Source organism: Chryseobacterium sp. DZ-32 (assembly GCF_059587025.1).
Window position 1 is genome coordinate 1 of record NZ_JCAIOM010000012.1, and the last position, 24,897, is coordinate 24,897.

Consider the following 24,897-nt stretch of genomic DNA (forward strand, 5'->3'; position numbering starts at 1 on the left):
TGAGTTATTTAGCCAAAACTGTTCTCTCACCCCTTTTGCTTTGTATGTAAATTTATTCTTTTGCAAACATAGGAGCCAAAACATAAGAATATTTAAATCTTTCAATTCTTAAATCTTTGAATCTTTAAATTTATTTAATCTCCCCCCTGATTCTACTTAAACTCACCTGCGTAATCCCCAGATAAGACGCAATATAACCCAGCTGTACTCTTTTAAGAAGCTCAGGCTGATAGGTCATAATATCTTTGTAGCGTTCCAAAGAAGTTTTGAACTGTCTTGAAATAATCAGTTCTTCGGATTTTATCATTTCTGCTTCAGCAAGCTTTCGCCCCCAGTTGGCAATATGAATATCTTCATTGAACAGTTTTCTGAGGCTTTCCGTTTCCATTCGATAGAGGTCGCAGTCTTCCAGAAGCTCGATGCTCTCGTAGCCAGGCCGGTCTTCCACATAGCTTTTCATTGAAAGAATGCATTGACCTTCACTTCCGAACCAGAAGGTAATATCATTGTCAGCTGTTGAAGAATAGGCTCTCGCAATACCTTTTCGTATAAAATAAAGATAAGGAATCACTTTGTCGGCTTCCATCAGACAAAATCCTTTAGGATAGGAAACTTCAGTAATATGCTCTTTTAAGCTGTTTTTTGATGCTTCAGGAAGAAGGTAAACCTTATCAAGAATCTGGTCTATATTCATAAAGATGAATTCTAATATTCAAAAATATCAGTTTTAAGTAATGCAATACAAAATTATCCCTTAATTTTTGTCAGAAATCTTGTAATGATTACGATCAAAATTCTTCCTGATTCAGTATTTTTACTGTCAAAAATTCAAAGAATTTTTTGATGGGGTGGTTATCTCAGCAATCGGATCCCTTTAGATTTCCTCTTTCAACATCTCTTATTTCAAACTATAACTCTCTTTTTTCCTTTAAAAATTAAGATTAACCGTAAAGACCAATTTTGTTTTACTAACTTTGCAGTTCGTAATATTATTTTTATGCACAAAGCAGGATTTGTAAATATAGTTGGAAAGCCCAATGCAGGAAAATCGACCTTGCTCAACCAATTAATGGGGGAGAAGCTGGCGATTGTAACGCAGAAAGCTCAGACAACCCGCCACAGAATTTTTGGTATTTATAATGAAGATGACCTTCAGATTGTATTTTCTGATACTCCGGGAGTATTGGATCCAAAATACGGACTGCAGGAAAAAATGATGGATTTTGTAAAGGATTCTTTACAGGATGCTGACGTTTTCCTGTTTATTGTAGACGTTACCGATAAAGCGGAACCATCAGAATTCTTAATTGATAAACTGAATAAAATCCCCGTACCTGTACTTCTTCTCTTGAATAAAGTAGACCAGACCGATCAGGCAGGCCTTGAAAAATTGGTTGAAGAATGGCACAACAGAATTCCAAAAGCTGAAATTCTGCCTATTTCTGCCCTGAATGCCTTCAATACAGAAGTTATTTTACCTAAAATAAAATCTTTACTTCCCGAAAACCCTCCTTACTACGATAAAGATCAGTACACGGATAAACCGGAAAGATTTTTCGTAAATGAGGCCATTCGTGAGAAAATCCTTTTGAATTATGATAAGGAAATTCCCTATTCTGTAGAAGTGGTAACAGAACAGTTCAAGGAGAAAGAAGGAATTATCTTTATCGATTCAATTATCTATGTTGAAAGAGATACTCAGAAGGGAATTATTATCGGGCACAAAGGAGAAGCGATTAAGAAAGTAGGAACTGAAGCAAGAATAGATCTGGAGAAGTTTTTCACCAAAAAAATTCATTTGAACTTATTTGTGAAAGTGAAAAAAGACTGGAGAAAGAACGACAGAGATCTTAAAAATTTCGGTTACAGATAAACTAAAATAGCCTGAATCCCGTTGTATTAAAAGATTTTTATTACCTTAGTATAAATTTTTTAGTAGATGAACTATAATAATTCAAATTGGAGCTCAATACCTAAAGATATTATATTATTAGCAGTGAGAGTGTTTGTTGGTTTTGCCATGCTGTCCCATGGTTTTCCAAAACTTCAGATGCTGTTGGCAGGCGGTAAAATCGAATTTTTCGATTTTATGGGACTTGGCCCTCAGATTTCACTGATTCTTACGGTTTTTGCTGAATTTGTATGTTCGATACTACTTATTTTAGGGCTTTTTACAAGAGTTTCTTTAGGCTTCCTGATCTTTACCATGATCATTGCTGCTTTTGCAGTACACGGAGCAGATCCTTTTGAAAAAAGAGAAATGGCACTTGTCTATCTTTCTGTTTATCTTCTACTCATGGTAACCGGAGCCGGGAAAGTTTCAGTAGATCACATGATAGAAAGAAGAAAAAGAGCTTCAGACTGGTAATTTTACAACACAATAAATAAAAGGCACTTCAGGAAATGAAGTGCCTTTCTGTTTATAATTGCAATGTGATAAGAGACTTTTTAATGTTAAATTCTTTTAAAATTCACTACATTCGTAGAAAATGAATATATATGAAGATAAAACTGACTATTTGCCTTCTGGCATTTCTCAATTTTTATGATGCACAGGAAAATATTACGTATCAAAAGCCTTCTGCTGAGATTTTAAAACTGGCAGATTATGACAGACCTCCAGGTGTTCTGATGAACAGCAAAAAAGACTGGGTAGTTTTTACCTATCGTCCAACATATAAAACATTAGAAGATCTCAGCCAGAGTGAAATGAAGCTTGGTGGACTTAGAATCAACCCGGTTACTAATATTTCAAGCAGCATGACCTACTCAAATAATCTGAAGATCAGAAAGATCAATGATAAAAATGAGATTCAGGTAAAAAATCTGCCTTCCAATCCAAAAATTGCCTATGTTTCATTTTCACCGGATGAAAAAAAACTGGCTTTTACCAATACAACCGCTAAAGGAGTGGAGCTTTGGGTAGTGGATATGGAAACTGCATCTGCTAAAAAAATTACAGCAGATAATCTGAATGCCAATCTGGGAATGCCTTATGTATGGTATAATGACTCTCAAAGCTTCCTGATCAGAACACTTCCGCAAAACAGAGCTGCTCTTATTGATGCCGCTAAAGATCTTCCTACAGGCCCGATTGTTTCAACAGCAGACGGTAAAGTGTCCCAGAACAGAACGTATCAGGATCTTTTGAAGAATCCTCAGGACGAAAAAAACTTTGAGACCCTTACAGCTTCCGAACTTTACAACGTAGATCTTACAGGAAATCTTAAGAAACTGAAAGAGCAGGATATGTATGCCGGCTTAAGTTTTTCTCCGGACGGAAAATATCTGATGGCTACCATGATCAAGAAACCTTTTTCCTATATCGTTCCGCTTAATAGGTTCCCATCCACAACGGTTGTCTACGATATGAAAGGAAATATTGTGAAAACAGTAAATGATGTTCCTCTGAATGAAATCATGCCGAAAGGATTTTCTTCCGTAAGAACCGGAAAAAGAGATATGGCATGGAGAAGTGATGCTCCTGCTACACTTACCTATGCTGAAGCTTTGGATGGAGGAGACCAGTCTAAAAAAGCAGATTACAGAGATGAAATATTTACCTGGGAAGCTCCGTTTACAGCCGCTCCAAAATCCTTCTTTAAAACCAGACAGAGATATGAAGATGTAGTCTGGACCAATGATCATTATGCAATTGTTTCTGAAGGCTGGTATGACACACGAAATACAAAATCTTACCTGATAGATATTAACAACGGTGAATTCAAAGTTTTTGATGACAGAAATTATCAGGATGTATACAGCGATCCGGGAAGATTTAACACAACGAAAAACCAATACGGGAGATATGTAATCGATATGAAAGGTGGAAAAGCTTATCTGATCGGGGACGGATTTACCAAAGACGGCCAGCACCCATTTATTGATGAAATGGATGTTAAATCACTGAAAAAGAAAAGACTTTATACATCTAATATAAAAAACGGTAAAGAAGAAATCATTGATATCCTTAATGCCTCAAAGGGTGAAGTCCTTACAACTCAGCAATCACCAAGTCTTTATCCGAATTACTTCAGAAAGAATATTAAATCTAATAAAGCAGAAGCTGTAACGAATTTTGCGAATCCTTTTGAAAGTATCAAAGACGTTTACAAAGAAGTGATTACCTACAAGAGAAATGATGGTGTTACCTTAACAGGAACTCTTTATCTTCCGGCTAATTACGACAGAAAAGCAAAAAAAGAGAAGCTTCCGTTGCTAATCTGGGCTTATCCAACTGAATATAAAGATAAAAATACAGCAGGACAGAATACCCAAAACCCGAATGACTTTACATTCCCGTATTACGGATCTTTTGTGTATTGGACAACGAAAGGATATGCTGTTCTGGATGATGCCGCTTTCCCGATTATCGGTGAAGGAAAAACAGAGCCTAATGATACCTTCATTACGCAATTGGTAGCCAATGCTGCGGCTGCTATCGATGCCGTGGATCATCTTGGATATATCGACAAAAAGAAAGTGGCTGTAGGAGGACATTCTTACGGTGCCTTCATGACCGCAAATCTTTTGACCCATTCTAATCTTTTTGCATGTGGAATTGCAAGAAGTGGTGCTTATAACAGAACATTAACACCATTCGGATTCCAGAGTGAACAAAGAAACTATTGGGATGTGCCGGAAATCTATAATACGATGTCTCCGTTCATGCATGCGGACAAAATGAAGACACCGCTTCTTCTGATTCACGGTGATGCAGATAATAACCCGGGAACATTTACTTTGCAGACGGAGAGATACTTCCAGGCATTGAAAAACCTGGGGGCTCCGGTAAAAATGGTTCTTCTTCCAAAAGAAGCCCACGGTTATCAGGCAAAAGAAAATATCTTACACCTTTTATGGGAACAGGATCAGTTCCTTGAAAAATGTTTGAAGAAATAAATGACAAAAGAGACTGTTTATAGCAAACAGTCTCTTTTTTTACTTAAAATATAATGGGGACGTAAAATTTCTTACAGTGAAGCTCACCTTAATAATCTTACCTGCTTAATAAATCTTAACGGTTTAAATGGTAAGATGCTTCAGGATCTCATCAACACTTGTAAGCTCCATAAAATTCGGATGCTCCAAAGTAACATCATGCTGTTCATGGCTCCATGTGACATGGTAAGGAATATGTGCTGCAAAACCTCCGATTTCCAGTACCGGTAAAATATCTGATTTGATGGAATTTCCAAGCATCAGAAAGTTTTCAGGCTGGCAGTCCAGATGTTTCAGCAGTTTTTTATAGTCATTTTCTTTCTTGTCACTCATGATTTCAATGTGGTGGAAGTACTCCTGTAAACCGGAGTTTTTCAATTTACGTTCCTGATCAAGCAGATCTCCTTTCGTAGCAACAACCAGCCTGTATTTTCCTTTTAAACTTTCAAGGGTTTCTGTAACGCCATCCAACAATTCAATAGGTTTCTGCAGAAGTTCCCGGCCTAGTTGAATAGCTTTGTTAACCAATTCTAATGAGGCTGTATTGTTGGATATTCTGGATATGGTTTCAACCATACAAAGCATAAATCCTTTTACTCCATAACCGTACAGATGAAGATTCTGCATTTCTGTTTTAAACAGTTCCTGTGATACCGAATGTTGGGGAAGATAATCTTCAAGAAGTACACAGAATTCTTTTTCTGCTTCCTGAAAATAAGGTTCGTTGATCCAAAGTGTATCATCCGCATCAAAAGCAATGGTTGTAATATGATTATTCATTTTTGTTTTGTAATTTTCTGTCCGCAAAATTCAGTATAAAAACTCAATAAGAAAAGGACATTTGTCCCGGGAGAATATGTTAAGGACGAATCAGACATTTTTAAATTATCTTGATGAACTGCACAAAAAGCAGAACAGGAGTGACGATATTATAGTAAAATCTTTTTCTGCGGGGGATAAAATACTGGTACAGGATCATCAGCTTTCTCATGTCATGATGATTAAAGAAGGGATTGTCAAATGCTTTCTAGCCGAAGAAAACGGAAAAGAATACATCGTTGAGTTTCTGGGAAGCGGTGAAATCATCGGGGAAGTAGAATTAATCAAAAATATAAACTGTCTGTGCAGTATTGAAGCTCTCAATGAAGTGACAGTGTATGCAGTAAAGATTCCGGTTTTTAAAGCTTTGATTAAAAATGACCTTACCCTGAACCATCTTCTTTTAGAATCTTTTGCAGAGAGAATTATCAATACTTCCAGCAGAGCATCTTATCAGCAGTTGTATACGGTAGAACATACTTTAAAACAATTGTTACAAATGCAGGCAAAGCAGAATATTCATATCTCCAAAGAAGATATGGCGGCTTATTTAGGAATTACAGTAAGAAGTTTAAATAGAATTTTAAAAGATTTGAAATAATTTTCCTTGCACCTTAAAAATATTCAAAGCTTAAATTTATTACGTCTTTGCGTATTCCAAAAAAATGATTGTATTTTTAGGGGTGTATTTGCTTTAATTATTAAAAATAAGATAAATTAACTATGTTTTTACAGGGGTGTTTTTAAAATTTAGTATTTTTGCATTGCAATAATTTGACTTCAATATTCATGGAAACATTAAAGTTCAGAAATGCTGAATTAGCAGATTTAAATAAAATCGTAGCCATCTACAACTCAACCATTGCTTCAAGAATGGTCACTGCAGATATGGAAGAAGTTTCTGTGGAAAGCAAGTTAAAATGGTTTGAAGAGCACAATCCCCAGACAAGACCGCTTTGGGTAGTTGAAGATGACCAGAAGCAAACCGTTGGTTGGGTAAGTTTCAGTTCATTCCATGAAAGGGCAGCATATAACGGTACGGTAGAAGTAAGTATTTATCTGGATGAATCCTGCAGAGGAAAAGGATACGGAAAAACCATCCTTCAGTATTGTATTGATAACGCCGGAAAATTTGGAGTAAAAAACCTTGTAGCCCTTATTTTCCTTCATAATGAACCCAGTTTGAAGCTGTTCAGACACTTTGGATTTGAAGATTGGGGAAGCCTTCCTAATGTAGCCATTCTGGATGGTGTGGAAAGAAGTCTGAAGATTTTAGGAAAGAGGATAGATTAAATAGAACATGAAAATAAATACCTTGTGTCTATTTGTTAATTAATTTGTGCTATTGGTGTTTAGAAAATACACATAATCCTGTAGATGTGAGAAAGGGCATCAATCATGTTCTGCTGTAAAAAGAATAAAAAAAGCTGTCTCAAATATTGAAACAGCTTTTTTGTTTTTATGAATTCTGCTTAATTCTTTTTGCAGACATATTCAGGAATCGTTTTACCAGGAAAACAGCGGAGACCGTTAATCCCAGTCCAAGTGCGATCCACATTCCGAATGCGCCCATTTCTAAAGTAACACAGAAGAAATATCCCAAAGGAATGGTAATCACCCAGTATGCAATAAAGGTATAAATAGAAGGAATTTTCACATCCTGCAAACCTCTGAGCATTCCCAAAGCTGTCACCTGAATTCCATCAGAAAGCTGGAATAAAGCGGCGATGATCATTAATTTCGCAGCCAGTGTAATCACTTCCACTTCTTCTTTTTTAGTAAAGAAAGTAGGAAGTATATTTCTGCCTAAAATAAATACCAGTCCGCAGATGCACATGAAAATAAAAGCAATTTTCAGGTTGTTGATTCCTACTTTTCTCAATTCAACAAAGTTCTGTTCACCCAGTTTTCTGCCAATCATTACGGTAGAGGCTACACTGAAACCGACACACAGGTTGAAGGTAAATGAAGCCATACTTAAAGCGATCTGATGGGAAGCAATATCATGAGCAGAGATCAATCCACAGATAAACGCGGCTCCGGCAAAAGCGGTTACTTCAAAGAACATCTGTAAGGCTGTAGGCAATCCCAGTTTTACCATTTTATCAAACATCTGCTTTGAAAAATTCTGAATTTTTAAAGAAAAATCTTTGATATAACGTCTTGTTCTTTTTTCTTTAAGCAATACAAAATAAAGGAAAACCACCATGAAAATTCTGGAAATCAAAGTTGCCAAAGCAGATCCTTTAACTCCCATTGGAGGAATTCCCCAAAGTCCTTTAATAAATACGTAGTTTAAGGCAATATTGATGATATTGGCAATAATAGTTGCTTTGGTAACTCCAATCGTATAAGAAAGTCCTTCAGAAACTTCCCGAAGAGTCTGAAATGCCATGAACGGGATCATACTCACTACCATTATGCTTAGAAAGCTTACCGTATCGGGAATGATCTTGGCAGGCTGTCCGGAATGATAGAGTAGCGGCATTCCTAACAATAAGATGGCCATCAGGATAATCCCTACAGACATATTGATAATAAAACCGTGGCTGAACACAGAGTTGATCGTAGCATGATCCTCTCTGGAGTGCGCTTCCGAAACCAATGGTGGAATGGCAAATGAAAAGCCCAGGGCTAGCACAAATATGGAGAAAAACACAGCATTCCCCAATGAAACGGATGCCAGCGCATCGGCACCCAATAATTTTCCGACAATAATATTATCGAATAAGTTTACTGAAACTTGCCCCACCTGAGTAAGCATTACAGGCAGAGCCAAAGTCAGGCATTCTTTCGTATAATTTTTGTTTAAAAAGTTCATAATATTTTAAGATTCATATAGTTTATCATTCAAATAGGATCAAAAAAAAAATTTGCAGTGGTAACACTGCAAATTTTTATAATATGGTCAATAATAGCTTATTATTTCCTTACAAAACTTGCAACGTCACCTTCGGAAACAGTGTTTCCACCAAGAATAATCAATCTCTCGACAACATTCCTTAATTCTCTGATATTTCCAGTCCACGAAAGCGCTTTTAAAGCATCAATAGCCTTATCATCAAACTTTTTCGCAGCAGTACCATGCTCATCAGCAATCATTCCTGAAAAGTGTTCAACCAACAATTTGATATCTTCTTTTCTTTCATCCAATGGCGGAACATAGATTTCAATAACAGAAAGTCTGTGATAAAGGTCTTCTCTGAATTTCCCTTCCTCAATCTCTTTCTGCATATTTTTATTGGTTGCCGCAATTACTCTTACGTCAACTTTAATTTCTTTATCACTTCCCACAGGAGAAACTTTGCTTTCCTGAAGTGCTCTCAATACCTTAGCCTGAGCAATAAGGCTCATATCTCCAATCTCATCAAGGAAAATGGTTCCACCATTAGCCTGTTCAAATTTTCCCTGCTTATCTTTAATAGCACCTGTAAAAGATCCTTTTACGTGTCCGAAAAGTTCAGACTCAATAAGTTCAGACGGAATCGCAGCACAGTTTACCTCTACCATAGGACCTCTTGCACGCTCACTTTGATTGTGGATCGCATGAGCCACCAATTCCTTTCCTGCACCGTTAGGCCCGGTGATTAGAACTCTGGCATCAGAAGCGGCTACCTTTTCAATCATATCCTGAATCTTTTGAAGAGCAGGAGAGGTACCGATCATCTGGTATTTTTTACTTACTTTTTTCTTTAAGGTTTTATTTTCTGTCTGAAGGTTTTTGTTTTCTTTCTTCAGGGTCTCCTTTACCAATGCATTTTTCACACTTGTAATAAGTCTGTTGATGTCAATGGGCTTGGAAATAAAATCATATGCACCCTCTTTCAGGCAGGAAACAGCAGAATCGATGTCTGCGTGGCCTGAGATCATGATAAAAGTAGTTTCCGGTTTTAAGGCAAGACTTTGTTTCAAAAGCTCGGTTCCTGAAAGCTTAGGCATCTTGATATCAGAAATCACCAATGCGAAATCTTCTTTTTCTACCTGTTTGTAACCTTCAAGGCCATCTTCGGCAATAACAAATTCATAATCGGTGAGTTCATCCGAAAGAATACTGTGAAGTACTCCCGAGATTGCTTTTTCGTCTTCTACTATAAGGATTTTTTGCATAGTTGCAAATTTAAATTTTTTGTTTCAATTATTAGCAAAAACTGTACCTAAATATTCTATTTGGAGTAGTCTCTTCTCCCGAAAATAGCAGATCCGACCCTCACAGAGTTGGCTCCGCACTCGATTGCTATCGGGAAATCATCACTCATTCCCATTGATAAGGTATTTAATGCTTTTGATTGATTTAATTCATCAAAAAGCTTCTTTAGGGTTAAAAACTCATTTCTAACCTGCTGCTCATCATCGGTGAATGTGGCCATTCCCATGAGGCCGGTAATTTCAACATGCGGAAATTTACCCTCAATGTATTGTTGGAAAAGATCTTTTGCTTCAGAAACTTCAAGCCCGAACTTGCTATCCTCAGCTGCAATTTTTACCTGCAGAAGGACTTTGATGGTTCTGTTATTTTTTCCTGCTTCTTTATTGATTTCTGTCAATAATTTTTCAGAATCCACACTTTGTATGGTATCTATGAAAGGAGCAATGTACTTTACTTTGTTGGTCTGTAAGTGTCCGATCAGGTGCCATTGGATATCCTGAGGAAGGAGAGGAGCTTTTTCCATCAGTTCCTGAACCTTGTTTTCTCCAAAAACCTTCTGTCCGAGATCATAGACTTCCTGTACTGCAGAAACCGGATGGGTTTTAGAAACGGCAACCAGCTGCACAGTGGATGGCAGCTGGTTTTTTATAGTGTTGTAGTTCTCTTTAATACTCATAATACAAATGTCCGAAAATTCTCTGAATGTTCAAAGCTTAGTGATATCAGGTCTTCTGGGGTTATTAATTCAAAACCTCATTGATTTTAGGATATTGAGATATTTTTCTGAATACAAATTTGTTGCTCTTCTGCAATTTCTCAATAAACATATCCAGTTCATTGATAGAGTCTGCATCTCTAAGATACTGGTCGTGGGTAAGGAATACAAGGTGCCTCGATGTCTTCTCAAGATCGTTTAAGAAGATACTGTCTACTTTCTTGATCATGGCTTCATGACTTCCTTTTAAAGTCATTTTTTGAGAAGGTCTCCATTCAAGATCCCAGCCAATAACTTTATAGCCGGCTTTTTTAAGACCGTCAGCAGCTGCTGTTGAACTTTTGATATCTGTTACGTTAATATTGTTGAGTCTCCATATATTTCTTCCCGGAGTTCTTGCTATTTTATCAGTAAGCTTCAGGCTGTCTTTGGCAATATCAAAATCATGAACTACAGCGTCAGCATTTTTATAAAAATCAGTGTATTTGTTATGGGCGTGCGTGAAACTGTGATTGGCCAGTTCTATAAGAGGATTTTGCTTCAAAAGCTGAAAATCATCTTTTTGTCTTTTACTTCCATAAGCATGTTTACCAACCAGAAAGGCAGTTGCGCAAACGTTTCTTTTGTCAAGGATTTTTAAAAGATTTTCTGTTCCCTGATTGGGGCCGTCATCGAAAGTAAGATAAATCACTCTTTTATCAGGGTCTACTTCTTCATCATTATTATCGGGGACTATTTCTGCGGAAGGATGTTCCTGTGAACTGACGACGGGGTCATTATTCACTTCGTTTTTGAAATTACAGCTGTTCAGTAATGCTGAAGTTGCACTCATCAATGCAACCATCCCAAGAAAAGTCATATTTTTTGACTTTCCCGCAAAAATTTTTCTCATAAAAATAATGGAATTTTAAATTGTTAAAAATCGTTAAAAATAACAGTTGAAAATTAACAAATTATATGCCAAGCTGTGCAGTGTTTTTTCTTTTTAAGTTTATTTTAAGAACTTTATTTTAAGGGAGGTTTCCATTACCTGACAAGTTGTAAATTTATGATTTTTCTTTTCTTTAAAATTTAACATTTATAAATATGAAAACGATAGTATTTTTCTATGTTTGTTAAGATTTCAATATTCTTCAATTGACGGGGAATTATTTTATTTTAACAAAATCAAATCATTAGAGTCAGTTCATTATTTTAGAATGCTTTTTAAATACAGCGAATTTTTAATAGCTGCCGTTCCCCAGGTATTATTAAAGAAAATGAAAGAGGTTTGAGAGGTATTTTTAATCTTTTCAGCTAATGCATCTATGAAATCTTTACTATATTCTGATTTGTAAAGAACTGGTTTTCCATGAAGTCTGTAATAGAGTATTTCCGGATGATTAATAATAAAGTCTTCAGGAAGATGGCCTGGAAAACTTACGCCTGAGAAGACAATATCATGTTGTTTTAAAAGACCGAATATCTCTTTTTGCCACCATGAGCTGTGCCGGAATTCAATGACGTTCAGAAATCTGGAATCGATATTGTTGATAATCCGTTCTGTATTCTCTGCAGTATTTTTAAAGGAAGGAGGAAGCTGATACAGAAATCCGGAAAGTTTATCTTTCAGACTGTCCTGAATGTGCTCACAGAATACAGCAATCTCGTCCTTGGAATTTTCAAGCCGGTTTTGGTGCGTAATTACCTTTGGAATTTTAATGAAAAATCTGAATCCCTCGGGTGTTTCATCATGCCACTTCAACAGTGTTTTTGAGGTTGGCTTCCTGTAAAAAGTAGAATTGATTTCTACGGCATTGAACGTTTTTGAGTATAAAGAAAGAAAATCTTTACTTGGGGCATTTTCAGGATATAAAGACCCTTTCCAGTCATTATTATAAAATCCCGAACACCCTATGTAAAGATTTTCTTTTGTCATGTTATTATTTTATATCCAGATCCACGGAGTTTAATCTCAATGAATTCAGTATCACAGACAGGGAACTGAAGCTCATGGCTGCAGCTGCAATCATTGGTGATAAAAGAATTCCAAAGAATGGATACAATAATCCTGCCGCAACCGGAACGCCTAGTACATTATAGATGAATGCGAAGAACAGATTCTCTTTAATGTTTTTGAGAAGTTTTTCACTAAGCAATTTAGCTTTTGCAACGCCTAAGATATCTCCTTTCAATAAAGTAATTTCAGCACTTTCAATCGCAACATCTGTTCCTGTACCCATAGCAATGCCCACATCAGACTGTGCAAGAGCAGGAGAGTCGTTGATTCCGTCTCCCGTCATCGCTACAATTTTGCCCTGCTGCTGTAGTTTTTTTACCTCATTCAGTTTGTCTTCAGGAAGACAGTTGGCTTTGAAATGTTTGATTCCTAACTCATCAGCAACAGCTTTGGCAGTGTGTTCGTTGTCTCCGGTCATCATGATGACGTCTATACCTTCACTCATCAGCTGTTTTACGGCTTTCTTAGAGCTTTCTTTGATTTTATCTGTAAAGCTTACGAATCCCAGCACCTGCTGTTCCTGTGCGATATAAGAAATTGTATGGGCTTTAGACTGAACCTCTACTGCTTTCTGTTTTAAGCTCTCCGGAATCATAATCTGATGCGAGGTCAATAGACTTTCATTTCCAAGATAAGCGGTCTTGCCATTGATATTTCCCTTGACTCCTTTTCCAGATATGTTTTCAAATTGATCTACTTTTTCAGCACTTACATTCTCTTCTTTTGCTCTTTTTATGACGGCATTTGAAAGCGGGTGTTCAGAATTCTGGTTCAGAGAAAAAGCCAGTTTTAAAATGTGATTCTCATCTCCGTTTACCGTTTCAATATGTTCTACTGAAGGTTTTCCTTCTGTTAAAGTTCCTGTTTTATCGGTAATCAGAACATTTACTTTATTCATCTGTTCAAGAGCTTCTGCATTTTTGATAAGGATTCCGTTTTTAGCACCTTTCCCGATTCCAACCATTAAAGACATTGGAGTTGCCAGCCCAAGGGCACAGGGACAAGCCACAATAAGAACTGCAACAGCATTCACAAAAGCAAATAAGGTTCTTTTCCCTTCCGGACCGAAAAACTGCCACAGAATAAAAGTAAGCACAGCAATAAGAATGACTACAGGAACAAATACTTTAGAAACTTTATCGGTAAGTTTCTGGATAGGAGCTTTGCTGCGGCTGGCTTCATTCACCATTTTAATGATCTGGGAAAGCAGTGTTTCATCACCTACCTTTTCTGCCTTCATAATGAATATCTGGTTACCGTTGATGGTTCCGGAAGATACTTTATCGTCTACACTTTTTTCAACGGGAACGGGTTCTCCGGTAATCATGCTTTCATCTACAATAGAATTTCCCTCAATGATTTTTCCGTCTACGGGAATTTTTTCACCCGGTTTTACTTTTAATAAATCTCCTATTTTTACCTGGGAAAGCAGTACTTTTTTTTCTTCACCGTTTATCATAAGATTGGCTTCATCAGGTGAAAGGTTCATTAATTCTTTAATGGCATTTCCTGTTTTTTTATGAGCTGCTGCTTCCATCAGCTGACCTAAAATAACAAGCGTTAAAATCACACAGACAGCCTCAAAGTACAATGGAATTTCATGATTGTGTCCACGAATTTCATGTGGAATAATATCCGGGAAGAATAAGGCCACAATACTGAAAATAAATGCTGCGGCTACTCCAAGAGCAATAAGACTGAACATATTGAGATTCCATGTTTTGAAGGAAACCCAGCCTCTTTTCAACAGAAACCATCCTGAATAAAACATTACAGGAAGAGTCAAAGCAAGCTCAATAAATCCCTGGATCTGATGAGAGAAAGGGAAGTTGATCACCATTCCTCCCATTGAAAGAATGAAAACCGGGATGGTAAATGCCAGTGAAATAAAAAATTTTCTTTTTAAAATATTATAAGTTTCATCCTCTTCGTTATCACCGCTGTCCGGCATTCTTACGAGATCCATTCCACAGATCGGGCAGTCTCCCGGTTCGTCACGGATGATTTCCGGATGCATAGGACAGGTGTATTTTGCGGTTTTCTTTTCAGGATATTTTACAAGATCCATTCCGCAGACAGGACACCCTACATTGGAATCGTAGGTTTTGTCACCTTCACAGTACATCGGACAGTAATATCTGCCGGCCATTTCATCGGTCACTTTTGGCGCTTCGTGATGATGGCTGTGATGGTGATCGTGATGGTTGTGAGCATGGGAATGATCGTGATGCTGATGAGAGCTTATATTTTGTACAAGTTCTTCAGTGATGGGCTCCAAATCCATATGACAAACAGGGCAGCTGCCTTTTTCATCATATACTTTATCCCCTTCGCAAAACATCGGGCAATAGTATTTTCCTATGCTGTCTTTAAAGTTTTCAGGAAGGTTGGTTGATGAATAGGTTGGTTTATGATTAGGATCCTTAGCCAGCTTTTCTTCAATAGGAACCAGATACATTTTGCAGACAGGACATCTTTCGCCCTGCTTGAAATAAACTTTATCGCCTTCACATTCCATCGGACAATAGTATACTGAAGACGGCGACACACGGTCCTGAGGTTTTATAAAAGTTTTCTCAGGATGATCAGGATCTTCAAGTCTGTATTTTCCTATTTCTGCCAAAGCATCATTCAAAACTGAAAGCTTCACTCCATGATCAGAAGTGATGGTGGCTGTATGGGTTTCCAGATTTACATCGGCAGTGACGCCCTCAACACTGTTCAGTTGGTTGGATATCTTTTTCTGGCAGCCGGAACAGGTCATTCCGAGTATTTTATACTGTTGTTCCATGATTCTTAAATTTATACTACAAATTTCCAAAATGGAAACCTAAGGTTGTTATAAATTTAAGGATAATAGTTATAAAATTAGGTGGAGTGGGAGAGTTTGAGAGTGTAAGAGTAATAGTGTTTGAGCGTTTGAGAGTTTGTAAGTGTGATAGGGATATTTAATTCCTTCACTCCTTAAATGCTCAAACACTCAAATGTATTAAAGATTATCAAGCGCCTTGCGATGGTGTTCTTTAAGTTTTTTAAACTCTGTCGGAGTAAATCCGGTTATATTGTGGAATTGGGAAGAAAGATGCTGAACGCTTTTGTAGCCAAGCTTTCCTGCGATTTCGGTAAGATTGAATTCATTGTACAAAAGAAGTTCCTTTACCTTTTCAATTTTCTGAAGAATGAAGAACTGCTCTAATGTGATATTTTCGTTTTGTGAAAATGTTTTTGAAAGAGCGCTGTAATCCTTGTGAAATTTTGAACTTAAAAATTCTGAAAGCAGGAAATCTTCTGAGATATCAAGATCGCTTATTTTTACAATAATCAGGTTTTTGATTTTTTCTACGGTCTGATGTGCAGAATCCATGATCCTTTCAAAACCTGTGTCAAGCAATTCCTTTTCTATAATCTGGATTTTTTCAGGTGAAATTTCGTTCTCTGTTTCTACTTCACCTAATAAGATATTGCTTATCCTTACATCTGCATTACGGAAAATATTTTCTACCGCCGCAATACATCTGTTGCAGACCATATTCTTTATGAATATTTTCATAAGCTTTTGTTTAACCTGTCTTTTACGAATTCAATCTGGGTCTTGCCATGAGGAGCAGGATTACCTTCCGCATCAAGGTTGACCATGACAATTCTTTCTACAGTAATAATCGTCTGATGAGTCATTTTGTTTCTTACATCACATCTCAAAGTAATAGAAGAAGAACCGAAATGAGTAGCTTCAATTCCTATTTCTATAATATCTCCCTGTTTGGCGGAGCTCACGAAGTTGATTTCAGAGATAAATTTGGTTACTACTTTTGTGTTTTCCAATTGGATAATAGCATACAATGCCGCTTCTTCGTCAATCCATTGAAGAAGTCTTCCTCCGAAAAGTGAATGGTTGGGGTTTAAATCTTCGGGCTTCACCCATTTTCTGGTATGGTAGTTCATATCTTTTAATAATTTGAAGTACAAATTTAGTGTTAAAAGCTGATCTTTTCAAAAGAATAGTATTCATTGAACTGAAAAGAATCATTCATTTTCTCAATCATTTTTTTTGGAACGCATGGCTTTTGTTTTTGCTACAGAACGGTCATTTAGCAATATCTGATATTCTTCACTCTCCACAGGAATCAGGGCAACTTTTCCTTCGGAATTGTGATGAAATCCGAATCCGTATTTTTTTGCAAGAGGAGAGCACCGGAGGCAGGGCTGGCCTTTGGAAAAGAATTTTTCTCTTTCACTTTGTTTTTCGCTTTCTGATAGATCATTTTTAATTGCATAACATTCAAAAATAAGATCATCGGACGAGTATTGATAAGGCTGTTTTATCAGCTTCTCATATTGAAGGTTGGCGAGTGTCTTTGTTTTCTTTTCCGGAGGAATCTGTGCCTGGGAAACCGGACAGTCTTCAGCAATTTCAATAAGAGTATCTGTGTAATTGGTGGTATGCTGTTTCATATGTTGATGATTTGATGTTTTTTCGAATTTAAAATGAAAATAAGTGCGTCAATATAAATGCGGGATTAAGTTGGATAAAGGTTGTTTTTTACGTCAAATGTTAAATAAATTAACTAAATGATAATACAGTATTTAATTGTTTGATTTTCAGTTATTTAAATTGTTTTTATATCCTTTTTGATCGCTTGTACTCAACATAATGTGAGAAATATGTAAAAAAAGCTTTGATTTGAAATTTTTAATTGTATCTTGCATACGTTTATATTTGGAATCAATATTTGTTCATTAATTTATGTTGTTTTTCTTTTATATACCAAATTTTTATTAATTTTTTAATTTATTTAAAATGAACATTTTTGTTTCAAACATCAATTACGCAACTAAAGAGTATGAGTTGCACGATCTATTCGCAGAATTTGGAGATGTATCATCAGCTAAAATCGTTACAGACAGAGAAACTGGTCGTTCCAGAGGTTTCGGTTTCGTAGAGATGGGTGATGAAGAAGGAAAGCAAGCTATTGAAGCTCTTAACCAAAAAGAATTCAACGGAAAAACTCTAAACGTATCTGAAGCTAAACCAAGAGAAGAAAAACCAAGAAGAAGCTTCGATAACAACAGAGGTGGAGGTTATGGTAACAACAACAATAGAGGCGGAGGCTATGGTAACAACCGTGGCGGAGGCGGAAATCGTTGGTAAAAATATAAAGCGGCTTTTAAGCCGCTTTTTTTATGGAAATTTTATTTCCAGTAAATCATTTAATTATAATTTTGGGGTGAAATATTGTGGTATTTTATAACAAATCCGGTGTTCCTGTATGGGAAGCAAAGACAACCAGCAGAGGAGTAAGAGCAATTTTCCAAGAAGATGGTAATCTGGTAGTGTATACCCGTGGAAATGGCGTTGCCTTCAGTTCAAATACAGGTGGTAAAGGAGCAAACAAGTTATCCGTTCAGGATGACGGAAATCTTGTGATCTACGGAAGAAACTCTCCGCTTTGGAGTTCCGGAACGAACAGATAAATTATAACTCAGATAAATAAAAGAGACTATCCAGAAGGTAGTCTCTTTTTTATTGGAACGTTATTTTAATTTTATAAGAATGTAAACGTTTTCGTAATAAATATCGGCAGTGTCATTTTCAGAGTATTTTTCCTTTGTAATCTCATTGAAGATAAGTTTAACGTGATACTTGCCTAAGTCAGATTCCATCGCAATTTCAGGAAGTTTTACGTTTCCTGTTTTGTTTTTATTTTCCTCAAATAGTTTAATGATCTGTGGTCCGAAATCTACTTCTTCCTGATCATTTAAACTGAGTTTCAATGAGGATTTTTCTGTCAGTTGGTCTGTAAGCTCAAACTGGTCATTATTCAGTTGTTGTGGATCTCTGCTATACCGATGGAAAGAAATTAAATATTGATAATTCCCGATTCCTACAGCCTTTTCTTCACGAACAAGAACGAGTCTGTTCATTTCGTACGCCCTGTTTTTTACAGTGACATTCACATCTGAAAACTTATTCTGAATGCTGTAATTGATACTGTAAAAGGAACCTTTTTCAATATTTTCTGACAATTCAGCCTGATCTTTTTCATTCAGTAAACCCGATAGGAATGCCTCTTGTTTTCTTTCAGCCAGAAATTCAAATTTATTGGCAATTTCAGTACGGATTGTATCTGTAACCTTTTTCTGGAAATTAATCTTGCCGGCACTGATCAGCTGATGTTGGTTTAAGATATTCATTAATTCCGTTTTCTGACTTCTTTTAGCTACGCTAAAAGCATTAAGGTAAGGGAAGATCAATGAAAAAACGCCAAATAAAAATAAGCTGACAGGGATGAATTTTATGGTGGCTTTCTTGTTAAAAATAAAATATATAACAATGCTTAACAGCCATAAAGCAAGCAGGAGAACAAAGTATCTTGGTTCTGTATAACCATATTCTAAAATTCTGGTAAAAATTGCAGTGAAAAGCAGAATAATCAAAGGCAGGATTGTATAATAGAATGCTTTTGAAAATATCCTGACCCAGGATTTTGCGTTTTCCTGCTTCAGAGGATGTACCAGAAGCAATGCAAGAATACCCACAATGCTGTACGCTAAAACAAGATAAGAAACCCAGCCTCTCGGAAGCTGCCAGTTGATGACTATTTTAACAGAATAGAAATAAAGGATCGTTACATAGATCAGGAGTAAAGGAATTAAAATAAACTGAGTGAAAAACTTCAGAACAACAGGATAGGTACCATCTTTTTCAAGGTTGTTTAAGCCTTTGTCATTAAATAAAAGGAATATAAAACTGCTCCCGAAAATAGCGAGAACAAAGAAAGTATCTCTGTAAATTTTGTCATGAAAGTTAAAATCAAAAAGTCTATCAATGGCCAGAATTGCCAATTCAACGCCACCAGTCAAAACTCCGGTAAATACGGCAGTAAGAAAGATATTGATAAAAAGATTTTTGTTGTACTGCCAGAACCTGAGCTCTCTGTCTCTCTCCAGAAACGGAATAAATGATACGAGTAAATGGGAGAGAAGAGCAGTAACAGCAATAAGATAAGCATGCACTTCTGTAAAACTTTCCTTTCTGTCAGGGAGAATACAGTAAAAACCGATGAGAAAGATAATGCCGGATACGTGCAGTAATAATTCTTTTCCGATTCTTTGTGACAGCATTTTTAATGCAAACATCAGGGAAATTCCCAAACAGGCACAAATGGTAAATTTGATATAAGAAGTTATTTCAAAGCGATCTGTTTCCGCAATACATATGGCACCGGCAGAAGCTAATAAAGCCATTACCAAAACCATTGGATATCGGAAAATGGCTTCATTGGCCCGGCTTAGAGTTTCCTGGAATTTTGTTTTCATGATTTGGTGTTTTTTGAATTTAAATTAATCTTTTTTCTTTTTCTTCTTTTTGTCCTTGTCCTTGTCTTTCTCTTTTTCCTTTCCTTTGGTTTTCTTTTCTTTTTTGGGATTCAGGATTTCTTCAGCTACTTCGAACTTAGGTTCTTCAATTTTTGCCGGCTTTATTTCGATTTTAAGATCAAAATAGCCTTTCATATCTTCCTGGGAAATTAATTTTTCACTTAATAAAAGCTCTAGAATTTCTTTCCCTGAATGATTAAAAAAGTTATGTGAAAGCTCTTTTAACAGGAATTTTTTATACTCTTCTAAAGGAACAAGCACGCTGTATTTGAAGATTCTTCCTTCTTTTACAGTGGACAGATAGCCTTTTTCAACTAATATTTTCAAATAAGTGGAAACCGTATTCTGGTGTGGTTTCGGTTCCGGATGCTGCTCCATAACGTCCTTCAGATAGAAAGATTCCATTTTCCAAAACAGTTTCATAAAGTTTTCTTCTGCGGCAGTAAGATGATTTATTTTCATAGAGTATTCTAATGTTGAAATTGAATATTGCAATAAAGATAGATAAAAGATACCAAAAAAGCTATTCCAGCCCCCATAAATACTTCTTTTACGGTATGTCTTTTTAAAATGATACGGGTAATTCCGACCAAAACAGCAATTCCCAGCCACGCAAGACCCATTTTCCAGTCGAGTGAGAAAAATAATGCTGCTACAAATATATTGAATGCTGTATGCATCGAGCTTTTGATAAAAAGATTACTGATCTGAAGGGCGAAAAGCAGCACCAGAATAAACAGCATGACAAGATCAATATATCCGTTTTTAATATAATTGAAAAGAAGATAAATGATCACGCATACTGCAATAAATATATACAAGGTTTTCCTTTGAACACGATTGGAGACATCCATATTGGTATATCTTCCCGTTTTCACATTCCATACCAGCCATACAACAACCGGAATAATGATCATTAATAATACAGGCAGAAAATACAGCATAGAATCCTTAAGAGAATATTCCCTGATGCTCATGTAGGTAAAGAAAATGATCAGAGAGACTAAAGGGTTAAAAAAATCAGAAATGACTTTTGAAATTTTATGTAATAATGAAGACTGTTTTTCTTCCATAATCAAGTTTAAAGGTCAAATATACCATTATAACATCAAAAAACAAGGGGAAGAAGCCGGTTGAATTTGATGGATAAATGCGCTAAGCTTTTTTTACTTTTTTAGATTAATATTAAATTTTGCAGGAAATGTTTTATTTTTAATTGATCAGTTTAATCATTATCATGAAACACCTATTCACATTCGTATTGGTTATCTTAGGATTTTTTACTTTCGGACAAAAGGTTTCCACGGAAAATATTTCTTCGCCGCCGCCTGTACATCAATTGAGAATTTATGAAATTCCCAAAGAGAACAAGCAGGTTTTTCTGGACCGCTTCAGAGATCATGCTCTGAGAATAATGAAAAAATACGGATTTACCATTGTATCGATCTGGGAATCGGAATTTAAAGATAAGACAGAATTTGTTTATCTGCTTGAATGGAAAGATGAAGCTACTATGAAAATCGCTTGGGAAGGATTTATGGCAGATCACGAATGGAAGGAAATTAAAGCCCGGACAGCCAGTCAATATGGCAATTTTGTTAATGAAATTGAAGATAGAACGCTCAAACTTACCGGTTTTTCTCCGGAAAAAAAGCTGTTGAAATAACCAAAAGGTATATTAACAATAATTAAAGGGGAAGAAAATAGAGAGTGAAGCATAATCATTTTCCTGTATTTTTATCTTGATTCTAATTTCGGAAAAGCCACATTAACAGGCTGATTGCTTAGCTGTCATGATAAGAAAATGATCAATAAAAGGTTGTCTTATGAGAGTTTCAAAGGCTCGAAAATTAAGAATAATCCGTCCGGCCTGCAAGTAGATTTTACAGAAAAATCGAAAAGTTATCTATGTATAGAATAAAAACAAAGTTTTTTTCATAATTTTGCTCAACTATTTCATCATAAAAAAGCAAGAGCTAACACATGAAAGAATTTTCTAAAGAGGTATACCTGAAGTGGTATGAAGATATGACAATGTGGAGAAGGTTTGAAGACAAATGCCGTTCTCTTTACCTAAAACAAAAGATCAGAGGATTTTTACATTTGTATAACGGTCAGGAAGCTATCCCTGCCGGATTTACACATGCAATGGATCTTACAAAGGACAGTATGATTACTGCTTACAGATGTCACATCCATCCAATGGCGATGGGCGTGGATCCTAAAAGAATCATGGCAGAACTTTGTGGTAAAGCTACTGGTACATCCGGAGGTATGGGTGGATCTATGCACATTTTCAGTAAAGAACACCGTTTTTACGGAGGACATGGTATCGTTGGAGGACAAATTCCTTTAGGTGCAGGTATTGCTTTTGCTGATAAATATTTCGACAGAAAAGCTGTAAACATCTGTTTCTTTGGAGATGGTGCTGCAAGACAAGGTTCTTTACATGAAACTTTCAATATGGCAATGAACTGGAAACTTCCGGTAGTATTTGTTGTGGAAAACAACCAATATGCAATGGGAACTTCTGTAAAAAGAACTGCTAACCACGAAGATATCTATAAATTAGGTTTAGGATACGAAATGCCTTGCCTTGCTGTAGATGCAATGGATCCTGAGAAGGTAGCAGAAGCTGCTTACGAAGCGATTGAAAGAGCAAGAAGAGGAGACGGACCTACATTTATTGAAGCAAGAACTTACCGTTACAGAGGACACTCAATGTCTGATGCTGAGCCATACAGATCTAAAGAAGAAGTAGCTCTTCATAAAAATGATGACCCGATCGAATTGATAAAACATAGAATTTTAGAAAACGGATGGGCTACAGAAACAGAATTGGAAGCTATCGATAACAAATCCAGAGACTTTGTTGAAGAGTGTATCGAATTTATGGAAAACTCTCCGTATCCTGATGCAGAAAAAATCTATGAGTATGTATATGCTCAGGAAGACTATCCATTCCTAGACAAATTAGAAAACTAAAAAATAAAAATTTATTTGAAATTTGAAGTTTGAAATTTCTGAAATCTCAAATCTCAAATCTCGAATCTCAAATCAATATAGATTATGGCAGAAGTAATTACGATGCCCCGCCTGTCCGACACAATGACGGAAGGTAAGGTGGCCAAATGGCATAAAAAAGTAGGAGATAAAGTAAAAGAAGGAGATATTTTAGCTGAAATTGAAACTGATAAAGCAGTTCAGGATTTCGAATCTGAAATAGAAGGGACTCTTTTATACGTAGGTGTAGAAGAAGGATCTGCTGCTGCTGTAGACTCTGTTTTAGCTATTATCGGGAATGAAGGAGAAGATATTTCAGGATTGACAGGTGGGGCTGCTGCTCCCGCTGCTGCAACTGAAGAAAAAAAATCAGAAGAACAGCCTAAAGCAGAAACTGCTGCGCCTGCTGCTGCAGAAGTTCCGGCAGGAGTAGAAATTATTACAATGCCAAGACTTTCTGATACGATGACAGAAGGTAAGGTGGCTAAATGGCACAAAAATGTAGGTGATACAGTAAAAGAAGGAGATCTTCTTGCTGAGATCGAAACAGATAAAGCGGTACAGGATTTCGAATCTGAATTCAATGGAGTACTATTGAAGCAAGGTGTAGAAGAAGGAGGTGCTGCTCCGGTTGATTCCGTATTGGCAATCATTGGCCCTGCAGGAACAGATGTTTCCGCTGTAGGAGCTCCAAAAGCTGCGGGTCAGTCAACTGAAAAACCAGCTGAACAAAAAGCAGAAACTAAAACAGAAGAAAAAGCTGCTCCTGCTGCCAATTCTTCATCTTCTGACAGAGTGGCAATCTCTCCACTGGCTAAGAAAATGGCTCAGGATAAAGGAGTTGACATCAACAGTGTTCAGGGTTCTGGTGAAAACGGAAGAATCGTTAAAAAAGATATTGAAAACTATCAGCCAGCTGCAAAACCAGCTGCTTCAGCTCCTGCAGCAAGCGCTGCTCCTGTTGCAGTAAGCTTTGTACAGGGTGAAGATACAGAGACTCCAAACTCTCAGGTAAGAAATATTATTGCAAAACGTCTTTCTGAAAGTAAATTCTCTGCCCCTCACTACTATCTGATGGTTGAGATCAATATGGATAAAGCAATTGAGGCTAGAAAAGAAATCAATTCTTTACCTGATACTAAGATCTCTTTCAACGATATGATCATTAAAGCCACTGCAATTGCTTTAAGAAAACACCCTCAGGTAAATTCAAGCTGGGCAGGTGATAAGATCATCCACAGAGGAAATATCAATATTGGTGTAGCAGTAGCTATTCCGGACGGATTGGTAGTTCCTGTATTGAAAAATACAGATCAGATGACCTATACTCAGATTTCGGCAGCTGTAAAAGATATGGCATCAAGAGCTAAGAGTAAAGGTCTTAAAGCTAACGAAATGGAAGGATCTACATTCTCTATTTCCAACTTAGGAATGTTTGGAATTGAAACTTTCACAAGTATCATCAATCAGCCAAACTCTGCAATCCTTTCAGTAGGAGCGATTATCGAGAAGCCTATCGTTAAAGATGGTCAGATCGTAGTTGGAAACACTATGAAACTTTCATTAGCTTGTGACCACAGAGTAGTAGACGGTGCTACAGGTGCTCAGTTCCTACAGACATTAAGAACATATTTAGAAAGTCCATTAACATTGTTACTGTAATTTTCTGAATTGAAAATATTGAAACCTCCCGGACTGGGAGGTTTTTTTGTTTTTTTGGGTTAATGGAAATGATGAATGACAAACCTATAAGGTTCCAAAAACCTTATAGGTATAGAAAAAGCTTCTGGTACAAATATTTTTATAAAAAATAAGACTGTAATAATTTAAAAAATTAATAGAAAAGAACTGTATAAGTAGATTGCCGGAATCTAAACATTCAAAAAGTAAAATAAA

Annotated in this window: 24 protein-coding genes; 10 read left to right on the forward strand and 14 right to left on the reverse strand. The window is 36.5% G+C overall.

Translation table 11 applies throughout. The annotated features are described in order from the left end of the window. Positions 1-130: 130 nt before the first annotated feature. A complete protein-coding gene (locus AC59HC_RS14330; RefSeq protein WP_343643090.1) occupies positions 131-694 on the reverse strand; it encodes a Crp/Fnr family transcriptional regulator in 564 nt (187 codons plus the stop codon). 303 nt (positions 695-997) lie between these two features. Between AC59HC_RS14330 and era the strand changes: the two genes are divergently transcribed. The 3 genes from era (at position 998) to AC59HC_RS14345 (ending at position 4,902) form a co-directional block, all read left to right on the forward strand. Further along, positions 998-1,873 (forward strand): GTPase Era, encoded by an 876-nt coding sequence (gene era / locus AC59HC_RS14335; protein WP_110008669.1) that lies wholly within the window; start codon positions 998-1,000, stop codon positions 1,871-1,873. Between the two features lie 66 nt (positions 1,874-1,939). After that, positions 1,940-2,368: a DoxX family protein gene (locus tag AC59HC_RS14340; protein WP_110008670.1), complete on the forward strand. Its 429-nt coding sequence runs from the start codon at positions 1,940-1,942 to the stop codon at positions 2,366-2,368. Positions 2,369-2,499: 131 nt separating this feature from the next. Next, a complete protein-coding gene (locus AC59HC_RS14345) occupies positions 2,500-4,902 on the forward strand; it encodes an alpha/beta hydrolase family protein (protein WP_496558858.1) in 2,403 nt (800 codons plus the stop codon). 123 nt (positions 4,903-5,025) lie between these two features. Here the strand turns inward: AC59HC_RS14345 and AC59HC_RS14350 are convergent, their stop codons facing one another. Further along, entirely contained in the window at positions 5,026-5,721 is a 696-nt protein-coding gene (locus AC59HC_RS14350; protein WP_202842635.1) for an HAD family hydrolase, read from the reverse strand. Positions 5,722-5,797: 76 nt separating this feature from the next. On the opposite strand from AC59HC_RS14350, the gene AC59HC_RS14355 reads away from it, so the two are divergent. Both AC59HC_RS14355 and AC59HC_RS14360 read left to right on the forward strand, forming a co-directional pair. After that, the gene (locus AC59HC_RS14355) at positions 5,798-6,361 is read left to right on the forward strand and encodes a Crp/Fnr family transcriptional regulator (protein WP_482400071.1); all 564 of its coding nucleotides are present in this window, start codon (positions 5,798-5,800) and stop codon (positions 6,359-6,361) included. Between the two features lie 188 nt (positions 6,362-6,549). After that, positions 6,550-7,053 carry a GNAT family N-acetyltransferase gene (locus AC59HC_RS14360; RefSeq protein ID WP_227941393.1) on the forward strand — a complete coding sequence of 168 codons (504 nt, stop codon included), beginning with the start codon at positions 6,550-6,552 and terminating at the stop codon, positions 7,051-7,053. Between the two features lie 166 nt (positions 7,054-7,219). Here AC59HC_RS14360 and AC59HC_RS14365 read toward each other — a convergent pair whose 3' ends face one another. From AC59HC_RS14365 to AC59HC_RS14405, 9 genes are all read right to left on the reverse strand, one after another. Continuing rightward, a complete protein-coding gene (locus tag AC59HC_RS14365) occupies positions 7,220-8,581 on the reverse strand; it encodes an MATE family efflux transporter (protein ID WP_482400069.1) in 1,362 nt (453 codons plus the stop codon). A gap of 101 nt (positions 8,582-8,682) precedes the next feature. Further along, positions 8,683-9,867, reverse strand: a complete 1,185-nt coding sequence (locus tag AC59HC_RS14370) for a sigma-54-dependent transcriptional regulator (RefSeq protein WP_110008675.1) — start codon at positions 9,865-9,867, stop codon at positions 8,683-8,685. 56 nt (positions 9,868-9,923) lie between these two features. Continuing rightward, positions 9,924-10,583 (reverse strand): YggS family pyridoxal phosphate-dependent enzyme, encoded by a 660-nt coding sequence (locus tag AC59HC_RS14375; protein ID WP_496558859.1) that lies wholly within the window; start codon positions 10,581-10,583, stop codon positions 9,924-9,926. Between the two features lie 64 nt (positions 10,584-10,647). Then, positions 10,648-11,514 (reverse strand): polysaccharide deacetylase family protein, encoded by an 867-nt coding sequence (locus AC59HC_RS14380; protein WP_110008677.1) that lies wholly within the window; start codon positions 11,512-11,514, stop codon positions 10,648-10,650. A 297-nt stretch (positions 11,515-11,811) separates the two neighbouring features. Then, positions 11,812-12,540 carry a DUF72 domain-containing protein gene (locus AC59HC_RS14385; protein ID WP_429814955.1) on the reverse strand — a complete coding sequence of 243 codons (729 nt, stop codon included), beginning with the start codon at positions 12,538-12,540 and terminating at the stop codon, positions 11,812-11,814. A gap of 4 nt (positions 12,541-12,544) precedes the next feature. Then, positions 12,545-15,412 (reverse strand): heavy metal translocating P-type ATPase, encoded by a 2,868-nt coding sequence (locus tag AC59HC_RS14390; RefSeq protein ID WP_496558860.1) that lies wholly within the window; start codon positions 15,410-15,412, stop codon positions 12,545-12,547. Positions 15,413-15,610: 198 nt separating this feature from the next. Then, positions 15,611-16,171: a helix-turn-helix domain-containing protein gene (locus AC59HC_RS14395; RefSeq protein ID WP_496558861.1), complete on the reverse strand. Its 561-nt coding sequence runs from the start codon at positions 16,169-16,171 to the stop codon at positions 15,611-15,613. After that, a complete protein-coding gene (locus AC59HC_RS14400) occupies positions 16,168-16,563 on the reverse strand; it encodes an acyl-CoA thioesterase (RefSeq protein WP_137903989.1) in 396 nt (131 codons plus the stop codon). The genes AC59HC_RS14395 and AC59HC_RS14400 overlap by 4 nt, the downstream gene beginning before the upstream one ends. 93 nt (positions 16,564-16,656) lie before the next feature. After that, positions 16,657-17,073, reverse strand: coding sequence for a DUF6157 family protein (locus AC59HC_RS14405; protein WP_496558862.1), 417 nt, complete (start codon positions 17,071-17,073; stop codon positions 16,657-16,659). Between the two features lie 346 nt (positions 17,074-17,419). Here AC59HC_RS14405 and rbp point away from each other — a divergent pair, with 346 nt between their 5' ends. Then, complete coding sequence (rbp, locus tag AC59HC_RS14410; protein WP_034696719.1) at positions 17,420-17,770, forward strand: RNA-binding regulator; 351 nt, start codon at positions 17,420-17,422, stop codon at positions 17,768-17,770. 86 nt (positions 17,771-17,856) lie between these two features. Continuing rightward, a complete protein-coding gene (locus AC59HC_RS14415; RefSeq protein ID WP_482400065.1) occupies positions 17,857-18,093 on the forward strand; it encodes a hypothetical protein in 237 nt (78 codons plus the stop codon). A gap of 60 nt (positions 18,094-18,153) precedes the next feature. Here the strand turns inward: AC59HC_RS14415 and AC59HC_RS14420 are convergent, their stop codons facing one another. Genes AC59HC_RS14420 through AC59HC_RS14430 form a run of 3 tightly spaced genes read right to left on the reverse strand, consistent with a single transcriptional unit; the run spans position 18,154 to position 21,071 of the window. After that, the gene (locus tag AC59HC_RS14420; RefSeq protein ID WP_496558863.1) at positions 18,154-19,938 is read right to left on the reverse strand and encodes a DUF4153 domain-containing protein; all 1,785 of its coding nucleotides are present in this window, start codon (positions 19,936-19,938) and stop codon (positions 18,154-18,156) included. Between the two features lie 24 nt (positions 19,939-19,962). Continuing rightward, positions 19,963-20,460 carry a BlaI/MecI/CopY family transcriptional regulator gene (locus AC59HC_RS14425; RefSeq protein WP_110008685.1) on the reverse strand — a complete coding sequence of 166 codons (498 nt, stop codon included), beginning with the start codon at positions 20,458-20,460 and terminating at the stop codon, positions 19,963-19,965. A gap of 8 nt (positions 20,461-20,468) precedes the next feature. Further along, positions 20,469-21,071 carry a phosphatase PAP2 family protein gene (locus AC59HC_RS14430; RefSeq protein ID WP_202842609.1) on the reverse strand — a complete coding sequence of 201 codons (603 nt, stop codon included), beginning with the start codon at positions 21,069-21,071 and terminating at the stop codon, positions 20,469-20,471. A 164-nt stretch (positions 21,072-21,235) separates the two neighbouring features. Here AC59HC_RS14430 and AC59HC_RS14435 point away from each other — a divergent pair, with 164 nt between their 5' ends. The 3 genes from AC59HC_RS14435 (at position 21,236) to AC59HC_RS14445 (ending at position 24,663) form a co-directional block, all read left to right on the forward strand. Continuing rightward, the gene (locus AC59HC_RS14435; protein ID WP_496558864.1) at positions 21,236-21,664 is read left to right on the forward strand and encodes an NIPSNAP family protein; all 429 of its coding nucleotides are present in this window, start codon (positions 21,236-21,238) and stop codon (positions 21,662-21,664) included. Positions 21,665-21,981: 317 nt separating this feature from the next. Beyond that, positions 21,982-22,983 (forward strand): pyruvate dehydrogenase (acetyl-transferring) E1 component subunit alpha, encoded by a 1,002-nt coding sequence (gene pdhA, locus AC59HC_RS14440; protein ID WP_110008687.1) that lies wholly within the window; start codon positions 21,982-21,984, stop codon positions 22,981-22,983. Between the two features lie 84 nt (positions 22,984-23,067). After that, positions 23,068-24,663, forward strand: a complete 1,596-nt coding sequence (locus AC59HC_RS14445) for a dihydrolipoyl dehydrogenase family protein (protein WP_496558865.1) — start codon at positions 23,068-23,070, stop codon at positions 24,661-24,663. The last annotated feature ends 234 nt before the right edge of the window (positions 24,664-24,897 follow it).

Coding starts and splice junctions, on each gene's coding strand:
- AC59HC_RS14330 (WP_343643090.1), bottom strand. CDS start 694: ATGAATATAGACCAGATTCTTGATAAGGTTTACCTTCTTCCTGAAGCA.
- era (WP_110008669.1), top strand. CDS start 998: ATGCACAAAGCAGGATTTGTAAATATAGTTGGAAAGCCCAATGCAGGA.
- AC59HC_RS14340 (WP_110008670.1), top strand. CDS start 1,940: ATGAACTATAATAATTCAAATTGGAGCTCAATACCTAAAGATATTATA.
- AC59HC_RS14345 (WP_496558858.1), top strand. CDS start 2,500: ATGAAGATAAAACTGACTATTTGCCTTCTGGCATTTCTCAATTTTTAT.
- AC59HC_RS14350 (WP_202842635.1), bottom strand. CDS start 5,721: ATGAATAATCATATTACAACCATTGCTTTTGATGCGGATGATACACTT.
- AC59HC_RS14355 (WP_482400071.1), top strand. CDS start 5,798: ATGTTAAGGACGAATCAGACATTTTTAAATTATCTTGATGAACTGCAC.
- AC59HC_RS14360 (WP_227941393.1), top strand. CDS start 6,550: ATGGAAACATTAAAGTTCAGAAATGCTGAATTAGCAGATTTAAATAAA.
- AC59HC_RS14365 (WP_482400069.1), bottom strand. CDS start 8,581: ATGAACTTTTTAAACAAAAATTATACGAAAGAATGCCTGACTTTGGCT.
- AC59HC_RS14370 (WP_110008675.1), bottom strand. CDS start 9,867: ATGCAAAAAATCCTTATAGTAGAAGACGAAAAAGCAATCTCGGGAGTA.
- AC59HC_RS14375 (WP_496558859.1), bottom strand. CDS start 10,583: ATGAGTATTAAAGAGAACTACAACACTATAAAAAACCAGCTGCCATCC.
- AC59HC_RS14380 (WP_110008677.1), bottom strand. CDS start 11,514: ATGAGAAAAATTTTTGCGGGAAAGTCAAAAAATATGACTTTTCTTGGG.
- AC59HC_RS14385 (WP_429814955.1), bottom strand. CDS start 12,540: ATGACAAAAGAAAATCTTTACATAGGGTGTTCGGGATTTTATAATAAT.
- AC59HC_RS14390 (WP_496558860.1), bottom strand. CDS start 15,412: ATGGAACAACAGTATAAAATACTCGGAATGACCTGTTCCGGCTGCCAG.
- AC59HC_RS14395 (WP_496558861.1), bottom strand. CDS start 16,171: ATGAAAATATTCATAAAGAATATGGTCTGCAACAGATGTATTGCGGCG.
- AC59HC_RS14400 (WP_137903989.1), bottom strand. CDS start 16,563: ATGAACTACCATACCAGAAAATGGGTGAAGCCCGAAGATTTAAACCCC.
- AC59HC_RS14405 (WP_496558862.1), bottom strand. CDS start 17,073: ATGAAACAGCATACCACCAATTACACAGATACTCTTATTGAAATTGCT.
- rbp (WP_034696719.1), top strand. CDS start 17,420: ATGAACATTTTTGTTTCAAACATCAATTACGCAACTAAAGAGTATGAG.
- AC59HC_RS14420 (WP_496558863.1), bottom strand. CDS start 19,938: ATGAAAACAAAATTCCAGGAAACTCTAAGCCGGGCCAATGAAGCCATT.
- AC59HC_RS14425 (WP_110008685.1), bottom strand. CDS start 20,460: ATGAAAATAAATCATCTTACTGCCGCAGAAGAAAACTTTATGAAACTG.
- AC59HC_RS14430 (WP_202842609.1), bottom strand. CDS start 21,071: ATGGAAGAAAAACAGTCTTCATTATTACATAAAATTTCAAAAGTCATT.
- AC59HC_RS14435 (WP_496558864.1), top strand. CDS start 21,236: ATGAAACACCTATTCACATTCGTATTGGTTATCTTAGGATTTTTTACT.
- pdhA (WP_110008687.1), top strand. CDS start 21,982: ATGAAAGAATTTTCTAAAGAGGTATACCTGAAGTGGTATGAAGATATG.
- AC59HC_RS14445 (WP_496558865.1), top strand. CDS start 23,068: ATGGCAGAAGTAATTACGATGCCCCGCCTGTCCGACACAATGACGGAA.